General features: G+C 70.1%; 22 protein-coding genes. 9 read left to right on the forward strand and 13 right to left on the reverse strand.

All coding sequences use genetic code 11. The annotated features are described in order from the left end of the window. From prsK to HNQ70_RS00265, 3 genes are all read right to left on the reverse strand, one after another. Positions 1-2,166, reverse strand: coding sequence for an XrtA/PEP-CTERM system histidine kinase PrsK (gene prsK, locus HNQ70_RS00255; protein WP_183963169.1), 2,166 nt, complete (start codon positions 2,164-2,166; stop codon positions 1-3). A gap of 13 nt (positions 2,167-2,179) precedes the next feature. Further along, positions 2,180-3,553 (reverse strand): TIGR03013 family XrtA/PEP-CTERM system glycosyltransferase, encoded by a 1,374-nt coding sequence (locus HNQ70_RS00260; RefSeq protein ID WP_183963170.1) that lies wholly within the window; start codon positions 3,551-3,553, stop codon positions 2,180-2,182. A 260-nt stretch (positions 3,554-3,813) separates the two neighbouring features. Then, positions 3,814-4,656, reverse strand: coding sequence for a M90 family metallopeptidase (locus HNQ70_RS00265; protein WP_183963172.1), 843 nt, complete (start codon positions 4,654-4,656; stop codon positions 3,814-3,816). Between the two features lie 46 nt (positions 4,657-4,702). On the opposite strand from HNQ70_RS00265, the gene HNQ70_RS00270 reads away from it, so the two are divergent. Further along, on the forward strand, positions 4,703-6,985 hold the full coding sequence (locus HNQ70_RS00270; RefSeq protein WP_183963174.1) for a RelA/SpoT family protein: 2,283 nt from the start codon (positions 4,703-4,705) through the stop codon (positions 6,983-6,985). 61 nt (positions 6,986-7,046) lie between these two features. Here HNQ70_RS00270 and mog read toward each other — a convergent pair whose 3' ends face one another. Beyond that, positions 7,047-7,637, reverse strand: a complete 591-nt coding sequence (mog, locus tag HNQ70_RS00275; protein ID WP_183963177.1) for a molybdopterin adenylyltransferase — start codon at positions 7,635-7,637, stop codon at positions 7,047-7,049. A gap of 25 nt (positions 7,638-7,662) precedes the next feature. Then, positions 7,663-8,307, reverse strand: a complete 645-nt coding sequence (gene yjgA / locus HNQ70_RS00280; protein WP_183963179.1) for a ribosome biogenesis factor YjgA — start codon at positions 8,305-8,307, stop codon at positions 7,663-7,665. A gap of 57 nt (positions 8,308-8,364) precedes the next feature. Here yjgA and pmbA point away from each other — a divergent pair, with 57 nt between their 5' ends. Further along, positions 8,365-9,705, forward strand: a complete 1,341-nt coding sequence (gene pmbA, locus HNQ70_RS00285) for a metalloprotease PmbA (RefSeq protein ID WP_246434503.1) — start codon at positions 8,365-8,367, stop codon at positions 9,703-9,705. A gap of 51 nt (positions 9,706-9,756) precedes the next feature. Here the strand turns inward: pmbA and HNQ70_RS00290 are convergent, their stop codons facing one another. After that, a complete protein-coding gene (locus tag HNQ70_RS00290; RefSeq protein ID WP_183963183.1) occupies positions 9,757-10,098 on the reverse strand; it encodes a hypothetical protein in 342 nt (113 codons plus the stop codon). A gap of 102 nt (positions 10,099-10,200) precedes the next feature. Here HNQ70_RS00290 and greB point away from each other — a divergent pair, with 102 nt between their 5' ends. Together greB and HNQ70_RS00300 are read left to right on the forward strand one after the other, a co-directional pair. After that, the gene (gene greB / locus HNQ70_RS00295) at positions 10,201-10,755 is read left to right on the forward strand and encodes a transcription elongation factor GreB (RefSeq protein WP_183963185.1); all 555 of its coding nucleotides are present in this window, start codon (positions 10,201-10,203) and stop codon (positions 10,753-10,755) included. A gap of 146 nt (positions 10,756-10,901) precedes the next feature. Continuing rightward, on the forward strand, positions 10,902-12,308 hold the full coding sequence (locus HNQ70_RS00300) for a PEP-CTERM sorting domain-containing protein (protein ID WP_183963187.1): 1,407 nt from the start codon (positions 10,902-10,904) through the stop codon (positions 12,306-12,308). 45 nt (positions 12,309-12,353) lie between these two features. On the opposite strand, the gene HNQ70_RS00305 is transcribed toward HNQ70_RS00300, so the two are convergent. The 3 genes from HNQ70_RS00305 to gmk are packed head-to-tail and all read right to left on the reverse strand — an operon-like array spanning position 12,354 to position 15,590. Then, on the reverse strand, positions 12,354-14,636 hold the full coding sequence (locus tag HNQ70_RS00305; RefSeq protein WP_183963189.1) for a RelA/SpoT family protein: 2,283 nt from the start codon (positions 14,634-14,636) through the stop codon (positions 12,354-12,356). Positions 14,637-14,658: 22 nt separating this feature from the next. Beyond that, positions 14,659-14,871: a DNA-directed RNA polymerase subunit omega gene (gene rpoZ, locus HNQ70_RS00310; RefSeq protein WP_183963191.1), complete on the reverse strand. Its 213-nt coding sequence runs from the start codon at positions 14,869-14,871 to the stop codon at positions 14,659-14,661. Between the two features lie 32 nt (positions 14,872-14,903). After that, positions 14,904-15,590: a guanylate kinase gene (gene gmk / locus HNQ70_RS00315; protein WP_246434505.1), complete on the reverse strand. Its 687-nt coding sequence runs from the start codon at positions 15,588-15,590 to the stop codon at positions 14,904-14,906. A gap of 401 nt (positions 15,591-15,991) precedes the next feature. Here gmk and HNQ70_RS20480 point away from each other — a divergent pair, with 401 nt between their 5' ends. After that, entirely contained in the window at positions 15,992-17,827 is a 1,836-nt protein-coding gene (locus tag HNQ70_RS20480; protein WP_343060567.1) for a c-type cytochrome, read from the forward strand. A 92-nt stretch (positions 17,828-17,919) separates the two neighbouring features. Here the strand turns inward: HNQ70_RS20480 and HNQ70_RS00325 are convergent, their stop codons facing one another. Both HNQ70_RS00325 and HNQ70_RS00330 read right to left on the reverse strand, forming a co-directional pair. Continuing rightward, positions 17,920-18,378: a universal stress protein gene (locus tag HNQ70_RS00325; RefSeq protein ID WP_183963195.1), complete on the reverse strand. Its 459-nt coding sequence runs from the start codon at positions 18,376-18,378 to the stop codon at positions 17,920-17,922. A 192-nt stretch (positions 18,379-18,570) separates the two neighbouring features. Then, the gene (locus tag HNQ70_RS00330) at positions 18,571-18,780 is read right to left on the reverse strand and encodes a hypothetical protein (RefSeq protein WP_183964330.1); all 210 of its coding nucleotides are present in this window, start codon (positions 18,778-18,780) and stop codon (positions 18,571-18,573) included. Between the two features lie 255 nt (positions 18,781-19,035). Between HNQ70_RS00330 and HNQ70_RS00335 the strand changes: the two genes are divergently transcribed. After that, positions 19,036-20,181, forward strand: a complete 1,146-nt coding sequence (locus HNQ70_RS00335; RefSeq protein WP_183963197.1) for a sugar-transfer associated ATP-grasp domain-containing protein — start codon at positions 19,036-19,038, stop codon at positions 20,179-20,181. Positions 20,182-20,499: 318 nt separating this feature from the next. On the opposite strand, the gene HNQ70_RS19865 is transcribed toward HNQ70_RS00335, so the two are convergent. After that, positions 20,500-20,670 (reverse strand): PIN domain-containing protein, encoded by a 171-nt coding sequence (locus HNQ70_RS19865; protein WP_221302580.1) that lies wholly within the window; start codon positions 20,668-20,670, stop codon positions 20,500-20,502. Positions 20,671-20,737: 67 nt separating this feature from the next. Beyond that, positions 20,738-21,622: a YicC/YloC family endoribonuclease gene (locus HNQ70_RS00345; protein ID WP_183963198.1), complete on the reverse strand. Its 885-nt coding sequence runs from the start codon at positions 21,620-21,622 to the stop codon at positions 20,738-20,740. Positions 21,623-21,750: 128 nt separating this feature from the next. Here HNQ70_RS00345 and HNQ70_RS00350 point away from each other — a divergent pair, with 128 nt between their 5' ends. From HNQ70_RS00350 to rph, 3 genes are all read left to right on the forward strand, one after another. Next, positions 21,751-22,776 carry a serine/threonine-protein kinase gene (locus tag HNQ70_RS00350; protein WP_183963200.1) on the forward strand — a complete coding sequence of 342 codons (1,026 nt, stop codon included), beginning with the start codon at positions 21,751-21,753 and terminating at the stop codon, positions 22,774-22,776. Further along, the gene (locus HNQ70_RS00355; RefSeq protein ID WP_183963203.1) at positions 22,773-23,681 is read left to right on the forward strand and encodes a PP2C family protein-serine/threonine phosphatase; all 909 of its coding nucleotides are present in this window, start codon (positions 22,773-22,775) and stop codon (positions 23,679-23,681) included. Before HNQ70_RS00350 ends, HNQ70_RS00355 begins: the two co-directional genes overlap by 4 nt. 73 nt (positions 23,682-23,754) lie before the next feature. After that, positions 23,755-24,498 carry a ribonuclease PH gene (gene rph / locus HNQ70_RS00360; RefSeq protein ID WP_183963205.1) on the forward strand — a complete coding sequence of 248 codons (744 nt, stop codon included), beginning with the start codon at positions 23,755-23,757 and terminating at the stop codon, positions 24,496-24,498. Positions 24,499-24,509: the final 11 nt, after the last annotated feature.

Raw genomic sequence — 24,509 nt, forward strand, 5'->3', positions numbered from 1 at the left:
TCATCCGTTGGCGGTGGCCAGCGCCAGTGGCAGCCGGATCCTGAACAGGCTGCCGGCGCCTTCGCTGCTCTCGACTTCGAGCGAGCCGCCGAGCTCGCGGACGTAATCGCGGCTCTCGAAGGCGCCGATGCCCATGCCGTGGTCCTTGGTGGATTCGAAGGGCTTGAACAACTGCTCGCGGATGAAGCGCTCGCTCATGCCCTTGCCTGTGTCCTCCACCTCGATGCGCGCATTGCTGCCCTCGCGCTGCACGCGCATGCTGATTCTCCCATCGGGCGGCGTGGCTTCCGCCGCGTTCTGGACCAGGTGGCCGATCACGCGCTCCAGGCGGTCGCGGTGCGCGAGCACCGCTGCGTGCTGAAGCTCCGGCGCCACCTCCAGCGTGGGCTCCGGCCCCGAGCCGCGCCGGCTGCGCAGCGCCACCTCGAGCGCGGCGACCAGCGGCACCGGTCCCGGGGGCTCGATCGGCCTCGCGCCTGCGCGCAACTGCATCAGCAGACCCTGCATCCTGCCAAGGACATTCTCCACGGTGTCCAGCATGTCCTGCTGAAACTCAGGGTTGTCCCGGTGACGGGCGGCGTTGGCCATCAGCAGCGTGAGCTGCGCCACCAGGTTCTTCAGATCGTGGACCACGAAGGCCGACATCCGGTTGAAGGAGTCGAACTGACGGGCCTGCACCAGCGATTCCACCGCGCGGCGCACTGCCAGGTAGCTGGCCACCTGGCGGGCGGCGGCCTTGAGCGCGTCGCGCACCTCCCAGTCAACCGTCACCGGCACCAGAGGCTTGGCCAGCAGCGCGAAGCCCAGCAGCTGGTCGTGCAGCATCAGCGGGACGATCAGCCAGTTCTGCTGCTCGGAGGCGATCTGGGCGGGCAGGGCCAGCCCGTCGTACCGCTGGGGATGCTCGCGCCACTCGGGCAGGCTGACCACCCACTGGGTGGAGCGCAGGAAGGCGGCCAGCGGGTCCGCGCCAGGCACCACGGGCGTCTCGGCGTGGAACACCCAGCGCGCGTTGCAGACGTAGGCGCCGTCGTCGCCGGAGAGCCAGAGCGCGGCGCCGGGGCTCTCGACGAGCCGCGCCAGGCCCTGCAGGGCGCGGATCTCGAGCAGCTCGCTGCCCTGGGGGGGCGGTGTCTCGGCGTTGCGCCCAGGGCGACCCTGCGGGCTCGCTGCAGGGGGCTGAGGCGCCGACCGGGAGGTCTGCCCGGGCACGGATCCGGCGGGCGCCTCCGAGAGCAGCTCGGTAAGCCGCAGCCACTCCGCCCGGTAGTCGTAGCGGTAGCGGAAGAAATGCTTGGCCAGCAGCACCCGCAGCCGCGCGCGCAGGCTGCCGGAGAAGAGCGCCACCATCAGCGCGACCACGGTGATGAACACGAACAGCGCCTGCGCCGCCTCGCCCCAGTCGCCACCGAACCAGCGCAGGAGGTACCCGCCCACCGCCATCAGCATCAGGAACAGGCCGGCGGCGAACAGGGTGGCGCTGTGGAACACCACCTGGCGCGACACGGTGATGCCAGTTTTCCACTGGTCGTTGCGGGCGGCGGCGATGCCCAGCAGCGGCACCAGCAGCGCGTTGGCGTAGCCGCGCACCGACCAGAGCGCCGGATTCATCCGAGAGAACAGCAGTGCCTCGCTGTACATGAAGAGATCGAAGCCGAACAGCGCGAGCAGGCCGATGGCCAGGAACTTCAGCGCCCAGCGCCCGTCGGGGCCGGTGTTGCGGTAGACCTGTTCCAGGCAGACCAGCGCGAACACGGCGCCGATCACGTGCACGATGAAGGCGGGGCGCTCGCCGAAGGCGAACAGTTCGACCGCCACTGCGCCGGCGGCGATGGTGGCCGCGGCGACCATGCCGCCGCTGGCGGCCCGCTGCGCGCTGTCCGGCGCGCTGGCGTCGCCCGCGCCCATCGCGCGCAGCAGCGACAGCAGGAACAGGATCCAGAAGAACAGGCGCGCCGCCTCGGCGAGCGAGACCAGCAGCACGGGGACCGGCAGTCCGGCCATCGCGGCGGCCACCGTGGTCGCCCACATTGCCTCGACCGAGACTGCGACGAGGAAGAGCCGCCCGGTGCCCGACGGCGCGCCCTTGATGCCCAGCAGCAGGGCGAAGCCCAGGTAGGCGATCGCGGCCAGCGCGAAGCCTGGCAGGGCGAGCGGAATCAGCATCGGGCGTTCGCGTTCAGCGCGCGCCCTTGCCCAGCAGCACCACCTGCGCGGTCTCGATCAGGATGAGCAGGTCGAGGAACAGCGAGTGGTTCTTGACGTAGTAGAGGTCGTACTCCAGCTTGGCGATCGCGTCCTCCACCGATGCCCCGTAGGGGTAGCTCACCTGCGACCAGCCGGTGATTCCCGGCTTTACGCTGTGGCGTACGTCGTAGTAGGGGATCTCGGCGACCAGCTGGCGCACGAAGAAGGGGCGCTCGGGCCGCGGGCCGACGAAGCTCATGTCGCCGCGCAGCACGTTGATCAGCTGCGGCAGCTCGTCGATGCGGGTCTTGCGGATGATCCGTCCGACGCGGGTGACGCGGTCGTCGTTGGCGCCGGCCCAGCGCGGCTTGCCGTCGCCCTCGGCGTCCCGGCACATCGAGCGCAGCTTCAGAACCGTGATCGGCTTGCCGCCCTGGCCGACGCGTTCCTGGCGGTAGAACACCGGCCGGCCGCTCTCGATGACGATCGCAGCCATCGCCAGCAGCAGGATGGGCAGGGTGACCACGAAGAGGCCGAGGCTGACGGTGATGTCGAAGAGCCGCTTGATTGCGTCGCGCGTTGCGCCGCGATCGAAGCCGTGGCCGAAGATCAGCCAGCTGGCGCGCATGTTGTCCAGTTTCAGGATGCCCTTCTCGCGCTCGTAGAACGAGGAGAGGTCGAGCACGCGCACGCCGGCGAGCTTGGCGTCGAGCAGCTGGTGCAGCGGCAGCACCCCGCCGCGGCGCTCGCGCACCGCGATGACGATCTCCGAGACGCGCAGGTCGCGCACCGTGCGGCCGAGCTGGTCATGGTTGATGCGGCGCTCGGGCTCGTCGGCCTCGCGCTCGCCGATCACCGGGTACATGCCGGCGTACTGGATGGTGCGGCCGCGCTCGCCCTCGTGCAGGAAGCGGATCACGTCCTCGGCTTCCTTGCCGTTGCCGAGCACCAGCACCCGCCGCTTGGGCAGGCCGATGTCGGTGATGCGAAAGAAGATCATCCGCAGCAGCAGCACGCCGCCCAGCGCGAACACCGACGCGGTGGCCATCACGCCGCGACCGACATAGGTCTCGGGGAAAAGATAGAACACCACCGACATCGCTAGCAGCGCCAGGCCGTACGCCACCGCCAGCCGCTGCACCGTGGTGCGGAAGCGCTCCAGTTTCTGTTCGTACAGGCCCAGCGCGGTCATCGCCAGCAGCATGAGCACCGTGAACAGGGCGGCGTCGAACAGCGGCAGCGGCGCGCTGAACTCCGCGAGCCGCAACTGGTAGCCCAGCACCATCGACTGGAACAGCACCATCGCCTCGATCAGCGCGAGGAGCACGGTCCTGGTCGACAGGTAGTGATTGAAGACGCGAATCATCCGCGGGCGCTCTTTTCTTTTCCTGGTGCGCGAGGCGGCGGGTGGCCGCAATGGTCGGATCCAAGCCTATCGGTCGCGCACACGGCGCGGAATGACTTTGAACACGAGACGCCGTCTGTTTGCCGCCCCGGGTGTGACTTCCGTCACTGTAAGGATAACCGACACATGAGGACCATCGGGAGACGGTAGCGTTGCAGGCTGGGCGATGCCGACGGACGGTCGGCGCGCCTTGTCCGCGCCGAGCCCGCGCCGCAGCCGGATCAGGGAGGGAAGCCGTGTCCCGATGCGTTCTGAACCGCCGCGGGCTTCTGCCGGGGATCCTGCCGGAAGAATCCGGCCAGGGCTTCATACCAGGCCGGGAAGGCCTGCGCGAGGGCGTCCGGCGTGACGAAGAAGGCCTCGCCCGAAACCGCGAAGAACTCCGCCAGGTCGGTGGCCGCATAGGGGTCCAGCGGCAGCCGGGAGTAGTAGGGCTCCGCGGCCGGGCCTTCAGGGTCGACGTGGCCGGGGATGGCGCGCTCCACCCGGTCCAGCTGCATGCAGAAGTCGTCGTAGGCGGCCAGCATCGCCTGCTCCCAGCGGGCGCGCGCGGCCCGGGGCAGCGGCGGGATGCCGTCGGCGTCGCCGTCGGCGAGGTCCAGCTTATGGACGAATTCGTGGATGGTGACGTTCCAGCCGCGGCTGCGCGCGCCCGGGGCGGCGTCCGCCCAGGACAGCACCACCGGGCCGCGGTCCATCGCCTCGCCGGCCAGCGCCTCGACGCTCTCGTGCACCACGCCGGCCTCATCGACCTGGCTGCGGCGGACGACGAACTGGTCGGCGTGGATCACCAGTTCGACGAAGTCGTCGTAGCCCCCCAGGCCCAGGTGCAGCACCGGCAGGCAGGCCTGGAAGGCGATCGCCGCCCGCATCCGCAGGGTGACGGCGAGATCATGGGCGCCGCTGAAGGTCTTGCGGCGCAGGAATTCCTCGCACAGGGCGCGCAGGCCCTGCAGTTCCGCCTCGCCGAGATGGCCGGCGAAGGGAAAATCCGCCACGGTGCGGCGCCAGAGCCGGTCGTCGATCTGCGGGGCGTGCCTGCGGCCGAACCAGGGGAGGGGCATCGTGGCTGTGGTTTCCTATAATGCAGTCTGTCCTTCAAGGGCGCCCATGGGCGCCCGCCCACCGGAGTCTAGCGCCATCGAAGAGCACATCGCCGAGGGCGCGGCCCCGCCGCCGCCACCCGTGCCGGACACCGGCCGGATCGACCGTGCGCTGGCGCTTGCGCGCGAGCGCATCGGCGAGTCCACCGGCCGCAACGGCGAACCGGTGCTGGGCCACGGCCAGGGGACGATGTCCATCCTGGCCGAACTGGGCGCGGACGAGGCCACCCAGGTGGCGGCCCTGCTGTTCGGCGCAGGCAACACCCTGGGGCGCGAGGAGATCGAGCTTGCCTTCGGTCGCGACGAGGCCTCGCGCGCCTTCGGCCGGGAGGCCGCCGAACTCGTGGAGGGCATCCACCAGGTGCTGCGGATGCGCGAGGTGCAGATCCGCATGTCCGGCCAGGCCGACGGCGACCAGCTCGAGACGCTGCGCCGGATGCTGCTGGCGATGTCGGCCGACATCCGGGTGGTGATGCTGCGGCTGGCTTCGCGCCTGCAGACGCTTCGCTGGCATGCCGCCGCGCGCCGCGAGCTCGAGCCCGGCGTGGCCGACCAGACGCTGAACGTTCTCGCCCCGCTCGCCAACCGGCTGGGTCTCTGGCAGCTGAAGTGGGAGCTGGAGGACCTTGCGTTCCGCTTCAATTCGCCGGACGAGTACCACAGCCTGGCGCGCGAGCTGGAGGAGAAGCGGCGCGAGCGCGAGGAGTTCATCGAGGCCGCCACCGAGAGGGTGCGCGAGGCCCTGGCCGAGGCCGGAGTGCGCGCCGAGGTCAGCGGCCGGCCCAAGCACATCTACAGCATCTGGAACAAGATGCGCGTCAAGCGCCGCCCGCTCGACGAGATCCAGGACCTGCGCGGCCTGCGGGTGATCGTCGATGACGTGCGCGACTGCTACACGGCGCTGGGGGTGATTCACGAGCGCTGGCCGCCGATCACCGCCGAGTTCGACGACTATATCGCCAGGCCCAAGGCCAACGGTTACCAGTCCTTGCATACCGTGGTGACCGCCCACGACGGCAAGCCGATGGAGGTGCAGATCCGCACCCAGGACATGCACCGGTTCGCCGAGTACGGGGTGGCCTCGCACTGGCGCTACAAGGAGCGCACCACCGGCGTTGCGGGGGCGGCGCGCTCGCATGCGGACCAGGACGAGCGAATCGCCTGGATCCGGCAGCTGCTGGCCTGGCAGATGGAGGTCGGCACCGAGCTGGGCAGCGGCGCAGTGCCCTCGACCGCTGGCGATCGCATCTTCGTGATGACGCCGCAGGCGCGGGTGATCGAGCTGCCCGCGGGCTCCACGCCGGTCGATTTCGCCTACCACGTGCACACTGCGCTCGGCCATCGCTGCCGCGGCGCACGTGTGGACGGCCAGATGGTGCCGCTGAACACCGAGCTGCACACCGGGCAGACGGTGGAGGTGATCGCGATCAAGCCCGGCTCGGGCAGCGAGGGGCCCTCGCGCGACTGGCTCAACGTGCAGCTCGGCTACGTGCGCTCGCCGCGGGCGCGCAGCAAGGTGCGCCAGTGGTTCAGCGCGCTGGAGCTGGAACGCGACGTGGCGGCCGGCCGGGAACGGGTGGAACGGGTGATGCAGCGCGAAGGGCGCACCGCGCTGGCCTTCGAGGAGCTTGCCGCGCGGCTGGGGCAGCCGGACGTTGAAGCGATGTTCATCGCGGTGACCCGCGAGGAGATCGGGCCGCGGCAGCTGGAGGAAGCGGTGCGCGGCGTCGCCGCCCGCGGGCCCGTCGAGGCTGGCGATTCCGACGAGGCCGCACTGGCCGCGATCGAGCAGCGCGCCCGCCCGTCGGCGCGGCGCAAGCCGGCCGACGGCGGCGTGCTCGTGGTCGGCGTCGACCTGCTGATGACCCAGCTTGCGCGCTGCTGCAGGCCGGTGCCGCCGGATCCCATCGTTGGCTTCGTCACCAAGGGCAAGGGCGTGTCGGTGCACCGCGAGGGTTGCACCATGTTCGCGAAAATGGCGCAGCACGCGCCGGAGCGGGTGCTCGAGACCACCTGGGGCGAGCGGCGGCCGGCCGTCGGCGGGCGCGACAGGGCGTCGGGCTACCCGGTGGACCTCGTGGTGCGGGCGATGGACCGGCCGGGGCTGCTGCGCGACATCACCGAGGTGTTCGCGCGCGACAAGCTCAACGTGACCGCGGTGCAGACGCTCAGCCGGCAGCAGGTGGCCAACATGCAGTTCACGATCGAGGTGCCGGACGGCTCGGTGCTGTCGAAGGCGCTGGCGGCGATCGGCGAGGTGACGGGGGTGATCGACGCGCGGCGCAGGTAGGGGCGAGGGTCGGGCGCGCGCGCCGGGGCACTGCGCAGCCGCGCGCGCTGTGGCCGCGCGCTCAGGCCGTGATCGGCGGCGGCGCCTGTTTCGGCCGGAAGGCCTTGCAGACCGTCGCGTCGGTCTCGATGCGCGGCGCGCCGATCAGGTCCAGGCAGTAGGGCACTGCCGCGAAGATGCCGTGCACCACCTGGCGACCCTCGACGTCCTTCAAGCCTTCGAGGGTCTCGCGGATCGACTTCGGCTGGCCCGGCAGGTTGACGATCAGCGCCTTGCCGCGGATCACCGCGACCTGGCGCGACAGGATCGCGGTGGGCACGAAGTTCAGGCTGATCTGGCGCATCTGCTCGCCGAAGCCGGGCATCTCGCGGTCGGCCACCGCCAGCGTGGCGTCCGGGGTGACGTCGCGTAGCGCGGGGCCCGTGCCGCCGGTGGTGAGCACCAGCGAGCAGCCGACCGTGTCGACCAGTTCGACCAGGGTGCGCTCGATGAGCGGGCGCCCGTCGGGGATCAGGCGGGGCTCGGCCACCCAGGGGGTGAGCAGCGCGCGTTCCAGCCAGGCCTGCAGCGCCGGCAGGCCCTGGTCCTGGTAGACGCCGCTGGAGGCCCGGTCGCTGATCGAGACCAGGCCGATGCGCAGCGGCGGGCTCATCGGCTGCCTTCGCTTCGAACGAAGCTCACGCGTGCTCCGCGTCGTCGGCGTCCGGGCGCGCCTCGTCGCCCGTGTCATCGGCCGGATGTGTGGCGGGTTTCGGCGCGCTGGCCTCGAGGATGATGTCGCGCAGCAGCCGGTAGAGCTGGCGGTAGGAGCGGCCGTGCTGCGGCGATGAAGCCTCGGCGCGGGCGCCCGTCACCAGCTTCTCGAGCTTCTCGAGCTCGCGCCCACCTTGGGGGTAGCCGCTGCAGAACTCGGCCAGCACGGCGTCGTCGGCAAGCAGGCGCTCGCGCCAGCGCTCGGCCGAGTGCATGGCGGCAACCTCGGCGCGGTGACCTGCGCCGTCGACCGACAGGGCATCGCGCAGCGGCGCGGGATCGACGTCGCGCATCAGGCGCCCGATGTACTGGCGCTGCCGGCGCAGCCCCTCGCGGTCGCGGATGCGCTGCGCGAGCTCGATCGCGTCGAAGAGCTTCTCGGGGATGGGCATGTCGCGCAGCTTGGCCAGCGGCAGCTTGAGCAGCTGCTCGCCGAGATCCTGCAGGGCGGTCATCTCGCGCTTGAGCTGCGACTTGCTGGGCCGGTCGTAGCGCGCGGACGGGTCCTGCGGCTCTTCGGGCTGGTCGCGGGGCTGGCGGGCGTCGAACGAGGAATGGCGGATTCTCACGCTGCTATGATAACCGGCCCCGCGACCGCGCTCCTCCGGAAGGCCGAGAAAGCCACGATGTTCGACTACTCCCCAGACCGACTTCACGAGATCGCCGCGGACGTGCTGGACGCGGCCCGGCGCCTGGGCGCGAGCGATGCCGCGGTGGACGTCTCCGAGGCCAGCGGCCTGTCGGTGAACGTGCGCATGGGCGGCGTCGAGACCATCGAACAGACCCGCGACAAGGGCGTGGGCGTGACGGTTCACGTCGGCCAGCGCCGCGGCCATGCGAGCACCAGCGACTTCTCGCCCAAGGCGCTGCACGACGCGGTCGAGGCCGCCTGGCAGATCGCCCGCCACACCGGCGAGGACGACTGCGCCGGCCTGCCGGACCCGGACACCATCGCCACCGAATTCCGCGACCTCGACCTGTTCCACCCCTGGAACATCGACGTCGAGCAGGCGATCGACCTGGCCCGCAGCGTGGAGGCGGCAGCCTTCGCGGTGAGCCCGCTGATCCGCAATTCCGAGGGCGCATCGGTCAGCGTCAGCCACGGCCACTTCGTCACCGCCAACACGCGCGGCTTCAAGGGCGGCTACCCGTACAGCAGGCACTCGGTGGGCGTGGCGCCGATCGCCGAGCGCAAGGGCGCGATGCAGCGCGACGACTGGTACACCGCGTCCGCGGTGCCCGAGCGCCTGGCCGATCCCGAGAAGCTTGGGCGCTACGCAGCGCAGCGCGCGCTGTCGCGGCTGGGGGCCAGGCGGCTGTCCACGCGCCGGGTGCCGGTGCTGTTCGAGTCGCCGCTGGCCTGCGGACTGCTCGGCAGCTTCGTCCATGCGGCCAGCGGCGGCGCGCTGTACCGGCGCAGCAGCTTCCTGCTGGATGCACTGGGCCGCGACGTGTTCGCCCCGCACCTGGACATCGTCGAGGACCCGGGCATTCCGGCCGAGATGGGCAGCGTCCCGTTCGACAGCGAAGGCGTGGCGGTGGCGCGGCGCTCGGTGGTTTCCGCGGGCAGGCTCGAGGGCTATTTCCTGTCGAGCTACTCGGCGCGCAAGCTGGGAATGAAGACCACCGGCAACGCCGGCGGCTCGCACAACCTGGCGCTGACCAGCCGCCGCACCCGCCAGCTGGACGACCTGCCGGCGATGCTCCAGCGACTGGGCACCGGGCTCTTCGTCACCGACCTGATGGGCCAGGGCGTCAACTACGTGACCGGCGACTACTCGCGCGGCGCAAGCGGCTTCTGGGTCGAGGGCGGCGAGATCCGCTATCCCGTAGAGGAAATCACCATCGCCGGCAACCTCGCCGAGATGTTCCGCGGCATCGTCGCGGTGGGCAGCGACGTCATCCAGCGCGGCAGCAAGCGCACGGGGTCGGTGCTGATCGACGAGATGGCGGTGGCGGGGGACTGACTGGGCGGTCTCCCGTGCAGGTCGGATTCAGGCGGCGGCGGGTAGCATGAGTCAGCTGCCGGCGAGCTGGCAGCCGTCGTCGAACGAGGCCTCCAGCGGCTCCGGCCCTTCGTCCAGTTCGTTCTCCGGGTGGTGTTCGTGGCCGAGCTTCAGCTCGCGCTCCAGCGCTTCGAGCAGCGCCGCGAGATCGGGCAGCGAGGTGGCGTCAGCGCCCGGCATCGCCGCTTCGTAGAGCGCAAGATTGCAGGCGGCGTCGGCAAGCAGCTGCTGCGCCTCGTCTGTGGCCGGGGCCGGGGCCGACGGCCCGGAATCAGGTGCCAGCGCAGGCTCCTCCAGCAGCGCGTGGACGCGGCGGGCCAGGGCGGCATAGCGGGCGAGGGTGGGGTCGGTCATGTCGTGCGCGGCGGGGCTGAGTCAGCGTCGACTGTAGGCGCGGCGTTCCGCGCCCCGAAGGAACTATTGCCGGGGCGTCCCGGCGCACGGGAGGGGGCTCAGATGAACAAGGCATTCGTTCGCGAGGACGACGGCGACGAGGACGACGAGCTTCCGCCCGAGGGCGAGGCGGTTCCGGTCGTCAAGAACTACATCACCCCCGAAGGCTTCGCGCGGATGAAGGCGGAGCTGCTGCAGCAGATCGACGTCGACCGGCCCGAGGCGGTGCGCATTGTTTCCTGGGCCGCGTCCAACGGCGACCGCTCCGAGAACGGCGACTACATCTACGGCAAGCGCCGGCTGCGCGAGATCGACCGGCGCATCCGCTTCCTGACCGGCCGGCTGGACAAGGCCGAGGTGGTGGACGCCTCGCGCCAGGAGAGCCGCGACCAGGTGTTCTTCGGCGCCACCGTTAAATACCTGCGCAACGGCGAGCGCGAGGAGACGGTGACCATCGTGGGCGTCGACGAGGTGGACCCGCTGAACGGGCGGATCAGCTGGATCTCGCCGGTGGCCAAGGCGCTGATCAAGGCGCGCGAGGGGGATGCGGTGAGCTTGCGGACGCCGGCGGGGGTGGATGAGCTGGAGATACTGGAGGTGCGGTATCCCGGGGGCTGAGCGCGCGTTCCCGCTCGCTCGGCAGTGCCGTCGGCTCACCCAATTTGGGGATGAACGCGGATTGTCAGCGGCGTAGGCTTTCTCTCCAGAGTCCTGGCGGCGCGCAGTGGCGGCGTCGACCGGGGCCGAAACTCATGGAGGGGGAAATGAATGCAACGCGTTGCCGCGCTGGCGCCGGATTCCTGGTCGCCGCGCTTGGATTCCTGGTCGCGCCGGCGCAGTCCGAAACGATCGTCACCGACTTCAACATCGTCCAGCCGTTCACCACCCAGGTCTATAACGATCGCATCGGCAACAGCCGCTTCTTCTTTGGAGCGAACTCGGACCTTCTGCGAATCGCCGCGTTCGTGCTGCCGTCGCCGGACTCGGACACGATCGACGTCATCCGCGCCTCCGATGGGCAGGTTTTCCGAAGCACGAACGGCTACGAGACCACCGTCACTGCCAACCACGTCGCGGGCTTTCCAAACGGAACGTTGTCTCAGTCGCTCCGATGGAGCGGATTGGAGTCGGGTCGCGGCGGAGGGCGCTACGAATACCAGACACCTTTCGTCCTTTCGGATCCGGCGGTGCAGTCGCTGATCGCGGCCTGGGACCAGACACCGTTCACGATCACCGTCCAGAATCCTCGCTCGACCCCGACTTCGGTCACAGTGACCGCCCCGGATTACGATCCGAGTTCTCTGCCGCCGTTCCTGACCGACGTTGCCGTGACCGGGGGCGGATTGAAGCCCACGCTCAGCTGGACCGTTCCGGACAGTGGAGTGACGCCTGAGTCCGTGCGGATCCAGGTGCGGCTCATCACCGGTGAGTCCCCTGACGGTACGCGAATCACCTCGGCAAACCTTGTGCACGATGCCCAGATTCCCATCGGAACGAACAGCTATTCCTTCGAGGGCGTGGTGTTCAGCAATGCAGCGCTGTCCGGATTTCCCTCTGGCCTGGAGGTTGGATCCAAGTACGAGATCGCCGTAGTTCTCGAGGACCGTGCCGGCGGCACGGCGGGCGGCGCAATCCTGGGTCGCGCGCGAACCTTCTTCGAATTCACGCCGCTGCCGGACGACACGGGGAACGTCGCGGTCTATCTGCCGAATGTCGGGCCGGATGGAGTCTGGAAGTTCGACGTCAAGGTCACGGAGGGCCAGAGGATCGCCATCGACCCCTATGTAGCCATCGGCTACGAGTACCAGATCGGCTCGGGGGATCCGTTCTTTCGCAGCGTGCTCCTTCCCGACATCGGGGACGGTCTTTACGAGCTGTATCTGTTCGACGGGTCGGACTGGGTCATGTCGGCTGCCCTGGTCGCGGGGCAGGAGCACTTCTTCGGAGGCATCGGAGTGGATCGCTTCCGCGTCCTCGGGATCGAGCCGGGGGCGGGGCTGGACCCCACTGATGTCTCCGCCTTCGTCACGACCCTGACCTTCATGGGCGACGGTCGCTTTACCGGCTCGATGAGGGCTCTGGTGGCAGAGGTGAGCGAGCCGGGGACGGTGGCTCTGTTCGGCGCTGCGGTCCTGGCGATGGGACTTCGCAGGAGGCAGACCGGTCGGTGAGCTGGCACGGCGCCCGGAATCAGTGATGCTGCTCCGGAGGGCCACTCACCCCCGCTGCAACCTCGTAACCTCAGGCAGCTTCCGCAGGTTCCTCATCAGCAGCGCCAGGTGCACCCGGTCGCGCACCTGGACGACGAAGCGCAGGTGGACGGTCTTCTCGGCTTCCTCGTCCATCGAAATATGGACGATGTTGGCTTCGGCTGCGGCGATCTCGGCGGCCACCTTGCCGAGCACGCCGCGGTCGTCGCTGACGAAGAGGTCGAGGCCGCTGCGGAACAGGCCGCTGACGTCGTCGGACCATTGCACTTCCACCCAGCGTTCGGCGTCCTTGGTGCGCTGGCGCCCGGCGGCCTGGCAGTCAGCGCGGTGCAGGGTGAGGCCGTGGCCGCCGCGCAGGTGGCCCACCACCGCGTCGCCCGGCAGCGGGTGGCAGCAGGCCGCGTACTGGATGGCCGAGCCTTCGGTGCCATTGACGAAGATGGGGTCGAGGTCGGGCATGATCAGCGTGGCCGCGGCCTTGCCCGACATCAGCAGGGCGATGTTGCGCGCAGCGACCGGGGCCAGGCGCTTGCCCAGGCCGATGTCGGCGTAGAGCTCCTCGAGCGAGCGGGCGCCGGCGTCGCGGGCGCCGCGCTCGAACAAGGCGGGGTCGAGGTCGTCGAGGTCGATGCGCAACGAGGCCAGCGCCTGCTCCAGCAGCCGGCGGCCCAGCTCGACCGATTCGGTCAGCTTCATCGTGCGCAGGAAGTGGCGAATCTGCGCGCGCGCCTTGCCGGTGCGCACGAAGGCCAGCCAACCGGGGTTGGGGCGCGAGGCGGCGTCGGTGAGTACTTCGACCACGTCGCCGTTGTGCAGCTCGGTGCGCAGCTGAACCGGTTCCTGGTTGACGCGCGCGGCCACCGCCTGGTCGCCGATGTCGGTGTGCACGCTGTAGGCGAAGTCGATCACGGTGGCACCGCGCGGCAGCGAGCGGATCTGCCCCTTGGGCGTGAAGACGTAGACCGCATCCGGGAACAGGTCGACCTTCACGTGCTCCATGAACTCGAGCGAATCGCCGGTGTGGCTCTGGATGTCGAGCAGCGACTGCAGCCACTGGTGGGTGCGCTTCTGGAGGTCGGTGAAGGTTTCCTGCTCGGCCTTGTAGAGCCAGTGCGCGGCCACCCCGGATTCGGCGACCCGCTGCATCTCGCGGGTGCGGATCTGAAACTCGACTGGAGTTCCGAAGGGGCCGACCAGCGTGGTGTGCAGCGACTGGTAGCCGTTGACCTTCGGGATCGCGATGTAGTCCTTGAAGCGGCCGGGCACCGGCTTGAATGCCGCGTGCAGCGCGCCCAGCGCGAGGTAGCACTGCGGCACCGTATCGACGATGACACGGAAGCCGTAGACGTCGAGCACCTGCGAGAAGGACAGCCGGCGCTGCACCATCTTCTCGTAGATGCCCCAGAGCGCCTTCTCTCGGCCATAGACGTCGGCCTTCACGCCGATCTCGGGCAGCGCCTTCTGGGCGGCGTCGAGGATGCGGCCGAGCACCTCGCGGCGGTTGCCGCGCGCCGACAGCATCGCGCGGCGCAGCACCGCGGAGCGCATCGGGTAACGGTGCGAGAAGGCCAGATCGAGCAGTTCGAGGTAGAGCTTGCGCAGGCCCAGCCGGTTGGCGATGGGCGCGTAGATGTCGAAGGTTTCGCGGGCGATGCGGCGCCGCTTGGCGGCGTCGACCGCGCCGAGCGTGCGCATGTTGTGCAGCCGGTCGGCCAGCTTGATCAGGATGACGCGCACATCGCGCGCCATGGCGAGCAGCATCTTGCGGAAGCTCTCCGCCTGCTGCTCTTCCTTGGAGCTGAGCTGGACCCGGTCCAGCTTGGTGAGGCCATCGACCAGGTCGGCGACCTGCGGGCCGAAGCGCTCGAGCAGCTGCTGCTTGGAGACGTCGCAGTCCTCGAGGACGTCGTGCAGCAGCGCCGCCATCAGGGAGTCGGTGTCGAGCTTCCAGCCGGCGCAGATCTCGGCAACCGCGATGGGATGCGAGATGTAGGGCTCGCCGCTGGTGCGGAACTGGCCGAGATGGGCGCGGTCGGCGACGCGGTAGGCCTCGCGCACGCGCCGGACGTCCTCTTCGGGGAGGTAGGCCTCGGCGAGCCGGGTGAGACTGGCCAGCGATACGACCTGGCGCTCGTCGGGGGCGTTGGCGAAGGTGGCCGCCGCAGGGGGGGCTTCAGGGGTGTCGGCGCCGTGCTTGCCGCGCCGGGGGGCGCGGGACTTGGCAGCCGGAAGCGCGCCGGTCGCGGGAGCGACCGGTGGGGCGACGATCCGACTGCCGGAGAGGTCCATGGTCAGCGGCGACGCGGCGACATCAGGTCGGTACTCGTCGGAGCATTTCGATGCCGACCTTCTCTGCGGCGATCTCGCGCAGGGCCAGCACGGTGGGCTTGTCCTTGTTGTCCCTGGTCTCTACTCGCGGGGTGTGACCCTGGGCGAGCATGCGGGCACGATAGGTTGCTGCGAGCGTGAGCTCGAAACGGTTCGGGATCTGCTTGAGGCAATCTTCGACGGTAATTCGGGCCATGGTCGTTCACCTGGAAACGGGTTGACCGGCGCTCAGCAGGCACCGGCGGAAGGCTCGGAGGACAGGAACAGCTGGGCAAAGAGGCGGCGCTCCCTGGCCTGCTGCTTGGGGAAGCGCAGGCCGGCTGCCTCGACGATGCTGGCGAGCTGGCTCAAAGCCGTCGTAAAGTCTTGATTGATAATAACATATTGGAAGCTGTGCGCTTGCAGCAATTCGTCGCGCGCAGCAGCCATCCTGCGCTCGATGACCTCGTCGGAATCCTGCCCGCGGTGGCGCAGCCGCTCACGCAGCGTCTGCATCGACGGCGGAGCGATGAAGACGCTGACCGCGTCCGGGAACAGGCGCAGCACCTGGTGCGCGCCCTGCCAGTCGATCTCCAGGACGATGTCTCGGCCCTCGCCGATGCGCGCCGCGATCCAGTCGCGCGAGGTGCCGTACAGGTTGCCGTGCACCTCCGCCCACTCGAGGAACTCGCCTGCCGCGCGACGGCGCTCGAAGTCGGCGCGATCGATGAAGCGATAGTCGACGCCATCTCGCTCGCCGGGGCGGGGCGCGCGGGTGGTGAACGAGACCGACAGTTCGACCCCGGGGCGCTGGTCGAGCAGGGCGCGCACCAGCGAGGTCTTGCCGGCGCCCGAGGGGGCGACCACGACGAAGAGGCTGCCGGCGCCGGGCAGCGCGGCGCCGGGCTGTGGCGCGCCGGCCGCGGCGCCGGGCAAGGGCGTTCCCGCTGCGGGGGCCGGTGCGGCGGCGGTTGCCGCGACTGTGGCCGGCGGTTCAGGCCCGATGGCAGGGGCGGGGCTCGCTTCGGCGGCTGAGGGGCGCGTCAGTGGATCGGTCATCGCGAGGGGAGGGTTCGCTGGAAACGTGTATTTTCGCCGATCCACTGGCTTTCGATGCCGGGTGTGGCGCGTACGCCCCGGCCTGCTCCATCGACATGATCGTTCCCGGTTCCTTTCGCTCCAGCTGGCGAGCCATCGTCTTCTTCTTTTCCCTTCTTCTCCTGGCCGCTGCGTTTGCCGTGCAGGCGGCGCCCGCTGCGCCGGGCGCGATTGTTCCGCCTGCCTCCGCCGCCGCGCGCGCCGCCCAAGTCGGGCCCGGCCTGTCACGCGAGAAGGAGGTGCCCGACACCATCGCCCAGCGCACGCTCGCCTGCACCGGCTGCCACGGACGTGAAGGCCGCGCCACCAGCGCGGGCTATTTCCCTCGCATCGCAGGCAAACCAGCAGGCTATCTGCACGAACAGCTGCTCAACTTCCGTGATGGGCGGCGCCGTCACGCGGCAATGTCCGGGCTGCTGGCGCCCCTTTCGGATGCCTACCTGCGCGAAATCGCCGAGTACTTCGCGGAACTGGACCTGCCGTATCCACCGCCGCAGACCCGCGGCGCAGCGCGGCAACTGCTCGAGCGTGGTGAGTCGCTGGTACGCCGCGGCGACGCGAAGCTTGAGGTGCCGGCCTGCGCGGACTGCCACGGCGAGCGGCTCACCGGGGTCTCCCCGGGCATCCCCGGGCTGCTCGGTCTGCCGCGCGATTATCTGAATGCGCAGTTTGGCGCCTGGCGCGAAGGCCAGCGCCACGCCACTGCGCCGGACTGCATGGCGCAGATCGCATCCCGGCTCTCGCCTCCGGACGTGCAGGCGCTGTCCACCTGGCTGTCCTCGCAGCCCGTGCCCGCGGATTCTCGGCCGGCGCCGGCCAGCGCGAAGGCTCTGCCGATGCGATGCGGCCCGGCGGTGGTCAGGGGCACGCCGGCGGTGTCGGCCGCGGCGGCGCCGTCCGATCCGCAGGTGGCGCGCGGGCGCTACCTGGCGCTGGCCGGCAACTGCGCCGGCTGCCACACCGCGCCGGGCGACCTGCCCTACGCGGGCGGAAAGGGCGTCCCCACGCCCTTCGGCACAGTGATGCCCGGCAATCTGACGCCGGACGTCTCGACCGGGCTCGGCGCCTGGAGCGCGGACGACTTCTGGCGGGCGATGCACGAAGGCCGCTCGCGCGACGGGCGGATGCTCTACCCGGCCTTCCCCTATCTGGACTACACGCGGATCACCCGCCAGGACTCGGACGCGCTGTTCGCCTGGCTGCGCAGCCTGCCGCCGGTCGCGCGTGAGAACCCCACGCACCGGCTGCGCTTCCCCTACGACACCCAGGCGGCGCTCGGCGCATGGCGGGCGCTCTACTTTCGGCCCGATTCCTTCCGGCCTGACCCGGCGCGCTCCGAGGCGTGGAACCGCGGCGCCTACCTGGTCCAGGGGCTGGGCCACTGCGGCACCTGCCACAGCCCGCGCAACACGCTGGGGGCGACCCGCAGTGCGGCAGAGCTCGGCGGCGGGCTGATCCCGGTGCTTGGCTGGTATGCGCCGTCGCTGGCCGCGCCTGCGCAGGCAGGGCTGGCCGACTGGCCGCTGGAAGAGGTGGTGCAGCTGCTCGGCACCGGAGCGGCCCCGCGGGCGACGACCAGCGGGCCGATGGCCGAGGTGGTCCATCGCAGCCTGCAGCACCTGCTGGCGACGGATCTCGAGGCGATGACGGTGTACCTGAAGTCGCTGGGGCAGGGCGAGGTGGCGTCGCCAGCTGCGGCGAGCCGGAAGCCCGGGGCGGCCCTGGCGAGCGATCCGCAGGGCGCCGCGCTGTACGAGCGCCACTGCGCCGACTGCCACGGCGACTCCGGCCAGGGGCGCCGGGCAGGCGGGCGTCCGGCCTGGCCGGCGCTCGCGGGCAACCGCGCAGTGATCATGGAGCCGCCAGTGAACGCGGTGCGGATGGTGCTCGCCGGCGGCTTTGCGCCCGCGACCCGCGGCAATCCCCGCCCCTGGGGGATGCCACCCTTCGGGCACCTGCTCGATGACGCGGAGGTGGCTGCCGTGCTCAGCTACATCCGCAACAGCTGGGGCAATGCCGCGGCGCCGGTCACGCCGCTGCAGGTGCGGCAGTGGCGGGAGGGGAAGGGCCGCTGAGGACGTGGCGAACGACACGCTCGGCGTCGCCGAGATCGAAGTCCCTCCAATCGGCGCTTCTCCAACGGGAAGTGCGGCCGAAGGCGCTGGCGTCAGCCCGCCAGCGGGCGCACCAGCAGCACCGGCGTTGTCGCGTGCCGGGCCACCTGCTCGGCATCGCTGCCCATCACTACGCGATTGAAGCCGCGCCGGCCATGGGTGCCGAGCACGAGGAGGTCGGCCTCGGCGGCGCGGGCCCGTTCAAGGATGATCTCCCAGGTCCGCTGTCCACGGCTCTCCTGAAGGTCCGTGTCGACGGCAAGCCCGGGCGCCGCGGCGAGCGCAGCCTGGCGCGCCGTCTCCAGCACCTGTTCGCCGCCCGCGATCAGCTGCGGCAGGATGTCGCGGACATAGACCTCGGGGCGCTCGAAGCCCGTCATGTGGGCGATCGGGTCGAGGACGTGGAGGATGCGCAGCCGGGCGCCACAGAGGCTGGCCAGCCTGGCGGCTTCGATCAGTGCGCGGTCGGAGGTGGGACTGCCGTCGACGGGGATGAGGATGGTGCTGTACATGGGGATTTGGTCAGGGTGGCCGCGCGGGGAGGTTGCGCACTGCGCACTTCTACCATGACCTTGGTCCGGGGCGCGGCTCGATGCGCGCCCTGGGTGGCGAGCGAGGACCGGACAAGACCGCCGGTAGTGTCCTCAGCCTGGCCGGCGGGCGCGTGCGAGTGGTGCAGGCGCCCGCGGATCGCTTGCGCCCGATCAGTTGTCCGGGGTGACCGGGCCGCCGACGCCCGGGGTTACCGGTCCAGAGATGAAGGTCGGATTGATGGGGCCGCTCGGAGTGACCGGCCCAAGAGGCGTGACGGGGCCGTTGGGCGTGACGGGGCCAGAGATGTCATTCGGGGTGATTGGGCCATGGTGCTTGCGCATCGTCGTCTCCTGAACAATGGTTGGTCGCAGGATCTTCATGAGACCCCATTTTCGAAAAGCAAACTTCGCGCCAGGGTTGCAGTGCGCTGATTTGAAATAAGTTTCTCCTTCGTCGGCCGTGAGCTAAGGCTGTCTTGTAAGGTTTTCCGACACAAGGAAAGCGTCACGTGCGGGTGCAGGCGGCACCCCTATACTTGATCACAGCAGACTGCTACAGCAGCACCTGCCGCTGGATGCGCGCTAACGCTGCGCTGCCTGCGCTTCCTTTCCCGGCCCATGCAAGGGGTGCGACCGATGCCAGGCTTGTTCAGTCATCCGAGCGTGCAGGCGCTGCGCCGCGCATCGAAGATCAGCGGGATCGGCATCCCGCGCCTGCTGGCCGGGGCGATTGCCGCGCGGCGCCGGAATCCCACGCTGGGCGTGAGCGACTACTTGTCATACAGGCTCTTCGACCGGGACTTCGTCGGCGACGCGCAGCCCGAGGACTTCCTGGGCTGGCGGGCGGAAGGCGATCTGGCGTGCGCGCTCAATCCAAGGCGGGCCGTGCTCCCGGCGCACGACAAGCTCACGCTCGCGCTCTTCGCGGGCGCCTTCGACCTGCCCTTGCCGGCGCTCCGGGGGGTCTACATGGCCTCCGCCCGCCCGAGACCGGAAATCTGCGGGCTAAGCTTCGAATCGCCCGGGCAACTCGGCCGCTGGTTGCGGCGCGACGCGGCCTGGCCGGTCTTCTCGAAGCCTTCCTGCAGCTCGCAGAGCAGCGGTTGCTTCCACTTTGTCGGATACCGCGCGGACACCGACAGTCTGCTCACGCATTCCGGCTCCGAAGTTCCGGTCGAGAAGTTCCTTGCGATCGTCACCGGCGCGGCACGCCTGCCATGCGTCGAGCCGGAGATGGGCTACCTGTTCCAGGAAGTCCTGCGGCCGCATTCGGCACTGGTGGAGCTGCTCGGCTCGCGGCAGATCTCCGGGGTTCGGGTCGTGCTCATCCAGGACGAGGAAGGGGTGGAGATCGTTTCCGTACTCTGGAAGATCGCGTCGGACGAGTCGGACACCGATCGCTTCGAGAGCACCAGTGTGAACAACCTGCTCGCGGACATCGATCCCGACACGGGGAAGGTGCGGATGGTGCGCAGCCTGACCGGGCGCGTCACCACCGCGCCATTGACTGGCGCAGAGCTGCCGGGCTTCGAGCTTCCGGACTGGCCGGAGGCGCGCCGGCTGTGCATCCGCGCAGCGGGCGTGTTTCCCATGATGCGCATCCAGCACTGGGACGTCGCGCTCACCGATGCAGGGCCACGATTGATGGAGGTCAACGACGAGGGCATCATCGGCGCCCTGCAGGTCTTCGGGCACGGACTGATCACGCCGCGGATGCGGGCGTTGTTGCGCCGGCATGGCGATCCGCGCAGCCAGCGGTGGATTGCACGAATTTGTCGCTGAATACGTCCTTGCGGTCCCGGTAGCCGTCTTTTCGCGGCGGGATTCCCCCAGCCGCTTTGCCATCCGCCGTCCGCATCGCCCGGAAGGTCGAGGGTTCGTTCGGGGCTTTCAGCGCGACCTTGCTGCCGAGGCGAGACTCAGTCCTTCCCGGTCAACCAGTCCTCGACGCGCAGCCCCGGAACCCGCTTGAACTCGCTTGAACTCGCGAGTGTTGTGCGTCACCAGCGTCAGGCCGCGCGAGCGTGCGTGTGCGGCGATGAAGAGGTCGTGGCCGCCGATCGGCGTGCCAGCGGCCTCCAGAGCGGTGCGAATGTCGGCCTAGTGATCGTCGGCCGGCTCGTCGAGGGGCAGTACTGCCAGCGTGTCCAGCAGCTGCTCGACGCGCCGGGTCAGCGCCTCCGATCCCTTGCGGCGGGCGCCACCATCAGAGCGCCTCCCGCTGCTGGGGCGGGGCGTCTTCGTGTTCAGGCAGACCTTCGTCCAGAGCATGTGCCGCGCTTGAGGCTCGCGCAATACGCCTGGCTGCACGCGGCGGAGCCGCGCGCGGATCGAGCGCTCACTCCAGGTTCTGCACCTGCTCCCGAATCTGCTCGATCAGCAGCTTGAGCTCCACCGCGGCATTGGTGAGATCGATGTTCGCCGCCTTCGAGCCCAGGGTGTTGGCCTCGCGGTTGAGCTCCTGCAGCAGGAAGTCCAGGCGCTTGCCTGCGGGGCCGCTGCTGCCGAGGATGCGCCGCAGCTCGTCGATGTGCATGGCCAGGCGGGCGAGCTCCTCGGCGATGTCGATGCGCAGGCCGTAGAGCACCACTTCCTGGCGCACGCGGTCCATCGTGGCTTCCACCGGCAGCGGGGTGCCGGCGGCAGCTTCGCCCAGCGCGGCGCGCAGGCGCTCGACCAGGCGCTGCTCGAAGGCTGCGAGCAGCGCCGGCGCCTCAGTGCGCAGGCCTTCGACGATCTGCTGCATCCGGTCGGCGCGCTCCAGGATGACGCCGGCGAGCTTCTCGCCTTCTCGCAGCCGGCTCGCGCCGAGCTCGGCCATCGCGGCGCGGCCCAGCTCGATCACTTCGAGCGCGACGGCCTCGGGATCGGCGAGGGGTTCGGCCAGTACGCCGGGCCAGCGCATCAGGTCGGCCTGGGTCAGCGGCGCGGCGGCGGGCGCAAGGCGGCCGATTTCACCGGCGGCGGCCAGCAGCTGCGCCAGCAGTCCGCGGTCGATGGCCGGTTGTCGGCTGTCGGAGGGCAGCTTCTGCAGCGCGATGCGACACTCCACCTTGCCGCGTGCGACGCCTGCGGTGATGAGCTCGCGCAGCCCAGGTTCGGTGGCGCGCAGGTCGTCGGGCATGCGGAAGGCGAGGTCGAGGAAGCGCGAGTTGACGCTGCGCAGGTCGAGGGTGATGCGGCCGGCGGCGGTGTCTCGGGAAACCGAGGCGTAGCCGGTCATGCTCTTGACGGTTCGGGGGCTTGGCACGGTGCTTGGGCTACTCTTGGGAAACGGATTTCAGGACTGCCCTTCGCGGGCGCGGGGCCGGTCGCACTGCGGCCGGGCGGGCAGCATCTACGACGGCATGCATGGGCTCCCAGACGAACGCAGCGCTGCCTGACGACCTCGAGGTCGGCGGGTATCGCATTGTAAGAAGGATCGCCAGCGGCGGCTTCTCCATCGTCTACCTGGCCGAGGACGCCGACGGCGAACGCTTTGCGATCAAGGAGTACCTGCCGAGCACGCTGGTGCGCCGGGCCGCGGGGGAACTGCTGCCGGTGATCCCGGCCGAGAGCCTGTCCACCTACCGCAACGGGCTGAAGTGCTTCTTCGAGGAGGGGCGGGCGCTGGCGCGCATCCTTCATCCGAACGTGGTGCGGGTGGTGAACTTCTTCAGGGCCAACGAAACCGTCTACCTGGTGATGACCTACGAAGAGGGCCGCAGCCTGCAGGAGACCATCCTGCGCAGCCGCGGCCGCGAGGGCAGGGTGGTGATCGCCGAACGTCACGTGCGCCGCATCTTTTCGGAGGCGATGAACGGGCTGCGCGAGGTGCATGCCAACCGGATGCTGCACCTGGACCTGAAGCCGGCGAACATCTACCTGCGGCTCGACGGTTCGCCGCTGCTGCTGGACTTCGGCGCCGCGCGGCAGACGCTCACGCACGACGCCCCGCGGCTGTTTCCGATGTACACGCCGGGATTCGCCGCGCCGGAGCTCTACCGCAAGCCGCAGGACCTGGGCCCCTGGACCGACATCTACGGCATCGGCGCCAGCCTGTTCGCGTGCATGGCGGGCTCGCCGCCCCAGCCCGCCGACCAGCGCGAGACCAGCGACCGGATGCCCGAACTGCTCGCCGCGCTCCAGGGGGCCTACTCGGACGCGCTGGTGGAGGTGGTGGAGGCCTGCCTGCGCCTGGACCCGCTGCAGCGCCCGCAGAGCGTGTTCGCGTTGCAGCGCACGCTGCGCGGCAGCGACGCCGCGGCGGCCGATGAGGAGGCGCCGCGCGCCCAGGGGCTGGCGCGCTGGATCGACACCATTGCCGGCCGCTTCGGCGCGCGCCGGCGCGTCGGCGAGGAAACCGTGCCGACCAACACCCAGGGACGCAGTCGATGAGATTTTCCATTTTCCAGGACAGTGCGCTGGGCGCGCGCCAGGTGAACCAGGACCGGATGGGCTACTGCTTCACCCGCGAGAGCCTGCTGATGATCGTCGCCGACGGCATGGGCGGGCATCTGCGCGGCGAGGTTGCCGCGCAGATCGCGATGCAGGCGACCGGCGCGGTCTTCCAGCGGATGGCGCGGCCGGCGCTGGACGATCCGATCGAGTTCCTGGACCACGCACTGCGCAGCGCGCACCGAGAGATCCTGCGCTACCAGGAGCTGCATCGGATGCCCGAGGCGCCGCGCACCACGGTGGTGGCCTGCGTGGTGCAGCGCGGCCGCGCCTGGTGGGCGCATGCCGGCGACTCCCGGCTCTACTGGATGCGCGGCGGCGAACTGCTGGCCCGCACCCGCGATCACTCCAAGGTGGAGAACCTGGTGGCGCTGGGCCTGCTGCAGCCCCACGAGCAGGAGCAGCATCCGGAGCGCAACAAGGTGCTGAACTGCCTCGGCTCGCCCTTCGAGCCCACGGTGGAAATCGGCAAGGGCGTGGACCTGCGGCCGGGCGATGCGCTGCTGCTGTGCTCGGACGGGCTCTGGTCGGCGCTGTCGGAGGAGACGCTGTGCCGTGAGATGACCGCGGCGCCCGCGATGCAGGCGGTGCCAGGGCTGGTGCGGCAGGCGGTGGACGCGGCCGGACGGCACGCGGACAACGTCACCGCGCTGGGCATGAACTGGGAGGGCGAGGCCCGCACCGTGGACACCCTTGCGCCGGGGCTGATGCCCGAGGGCGCGGTGACCACCACCATCGCCCTGGGTCAGCTGGAGGGCGAGGAGGCGCCGGACATCACCGAGGACGAGATCGAGCGCACCATCCGCGAGATCCGGGCCGCGATCGACCGGAGCGGTGCGGACTGAGGGCGCAGCCAGCCGCGGAGGCCGACCCATCGGCGCGCCGGACCAGGGCTTCGGCGACCGTACAATGCGCGTCATGACCTCCGATCTCATCGCCAGGCGGCACTCCGGCCGCACCCCCGACCAGCTGCGCCAGGTGCGGCTGACCCGCAACTACACCCGCCACGCCGAGGGATCGGTGCTGGTGGAGTTCGGCGACACCCGCGTGCTGTGCACCGCCAGCATCGAAGACCGGGTTCCCGGCTTCCTCAAGGGCAAGGGGCAGGGCTGGCTCACGGCGGAGTACGGGATGCTGCCGCGGGCCACGCACACCCGCTCCGACCGGGAAGCGGCGCGCGGCAAGCAGTCGGGGCGCACGCTGGAGATCCAGCGGCTGATCGGCCGCAGCCTGCGCGCGGTGGTCGACCTGGAGCGGCTCGGCGAGCGCACGCTGCAGATCGACTGCGACGTGCTGCAGGCCGACGGCGGCACCCGCACCGCGGCGATCACCGGCGCCTGGGTGGCGGTGCACGACGCGGTTGGGCGGCTGCTCGCCGCCGGCGCACTGACGGCCACGCCGATCCGCGATGCCGTGGCCGCGGTGTCCGTGGGCATGGTCTCGGGGCAGCCGGTGCTCGACCTCGACTACGAGGAAGACTCCAGCTGCGACACCGACATGAACGTGGTGATGACCGGCGCCGGCGGCTTCGTCGAGATCCAGGGCACGGCCGAAGGCGTTCCGTTCAGCCGCGGCGAGGTGGACACGCTGCTCGAGCTGGCGCGCGCCGGAATCTCGCAGCTGGTCAGCGCGCAGCGCGCCGCGCTCGGGCTCGCTGTCTGAGCCCCAGGGGC

Origin of the sequence: Quisquiliibacterium transsilvanicum, assembly GCF_014202215.1 — a bacterium.
GTDB classification, from domain to species: domain Bacteria; phylum Pseudomonadota; class Gammaproteobacteria; order Burkholderiales; family Burkholderiaceae_E; genus Quisquiliibacterium; species Quisquiliibacterium transsilvanicum.

Bases quoted from the DNA above. Each gene is read 5' to 3' on its own strand.
- prsK (WP_183963169.1), bottom strand. From the start codon at position 2,166: ATGCTGATTCCGCTCGCCCTGCCAGGCTTCGCGCTGGCCGCGATCGCC.
- HNQ70_RS00260 (WP_183963170.1), bottom strand. From the start codon at position 3,553: ATGATTCGCGTCTTCAATCACTACCTGTCGACCAGGACCGTGCTCCTC.
- HNQ70_RS00265 (WP_183963172.1), bottom strand. From the start codon at position 4,656: ATGCCCCTCCCCTGGTTCGGCCGCAGGCACGCCCCGCAGATCGACGAC.
- HNQ70_RS00270 (WP_183963174.1), top strand. From the start codon at position 4,703: ATGGGCGCCCGCCCACCGGAGTCTAGCGCCATCGAAGAGCACATCGCC.
- mog (WP_183963177.1), bottom strand. From the start codon at position 7,637: ATGAGCCCGCCGCTGCGCATCGGCCTGGTCTCGATCAGCGACCGGGCC.
- pmbA (WP_246434503.1), top strand. From the start codon at position 8,365: ATGTTCGACTACTCCCCAGACCGACTTCACGAGATCGCCGCGGACGTG.
- HNQ70_RS00290 (WP_183963183.1), bottom strand. From the start codon at position 10,098: ATGACCGACCCCACCCTCGCCCGCTATGCCGCCCTGGCCCGCCGCGTC.
- greB (WP_183963185.1), top strand. From the start codon at position 10,201: ATGAACAAGGCATTCGTTCGCGAGGACGACGGCGACGAGGACGACGAG.
- HNQ70_RS00300 (WP_183963187.1), top strand. From the start codon at position 10,902: ATGAATGCAACGCGTTGCCGCGCTGGCGCCGGATTCCTGGTCGCCGCG.
- HNQ70_RS00305 (WP_183963189.1), bottom strand. From the start codon at position 14,636: ATGGACCTCTCCGGCAGTCGGATCGTCGCCCCACCGGTCGCTCCCGCG.
- rpoZ (WP_183963191.1), bottom strand. From the start codon at position 14,871: ATGGCCCGAATTACCGTCGAAGATTGCCTCAAGCAGATCCCGAACCGT.
- HNQ70_RS00325 (WP_183963195.1), bottom strand. From the start codon at position 18,378: ATGTACAGCACCATCCTCATCCCCGTCGACGGCAGTCCCACCTCCGAC.
- HNQ70_RS00330 (WP_183964330.1), bottom strand. From the start codon at position 18,780: ATGAAGATCCTGCGACCAACCATTGTTCAGGAGACGACGATGCGCAAG.
- HNQ70_RS00335 (WP_183963197.1), top strand. From the start codon at position 19,036: ATGCCAGGCTTGTTCAGTCATCCGAGCGTGCAGGCGCTGCGCCGCGCA.
- HNQ70_RS19865 (WP_221302580.1), bottom strand. From the start codon at position 20,670: ATGCTCTGGACGAAGGTCTGCCTGAACACGAAGACGCCCCGCCCCAGC.
- HNQ70_RS00345 (WP_183963198.1), bottom strand. From the start codon at position 21,622: ATGACCGGCTACGCCTCGGTTTCCCGAGACACCGCCGCCGGCCGCATC.
- HNQ70_RS00350 (WP_183963200.1), top strand. From the start codon at position 21,751: ATGGGCTCCCAGACGAACGCAGCGCTGCCTGACGACCTCGAGGTCGGC.
- HNQ70_RS00355 (WP_183963203.1), top strand. From the start codon at position 22,773: ATGAGATTTTCCATTTTCCAGGACAGTGCGCTGGGCGCGCGCCAGGTG.
- rph (WP_183963205.1), top strand. From the start codon at position 23,755: ATGACCTCCGATCTCATCGCCAGGCGGCACTCCGGCCGCACCCCCGAC.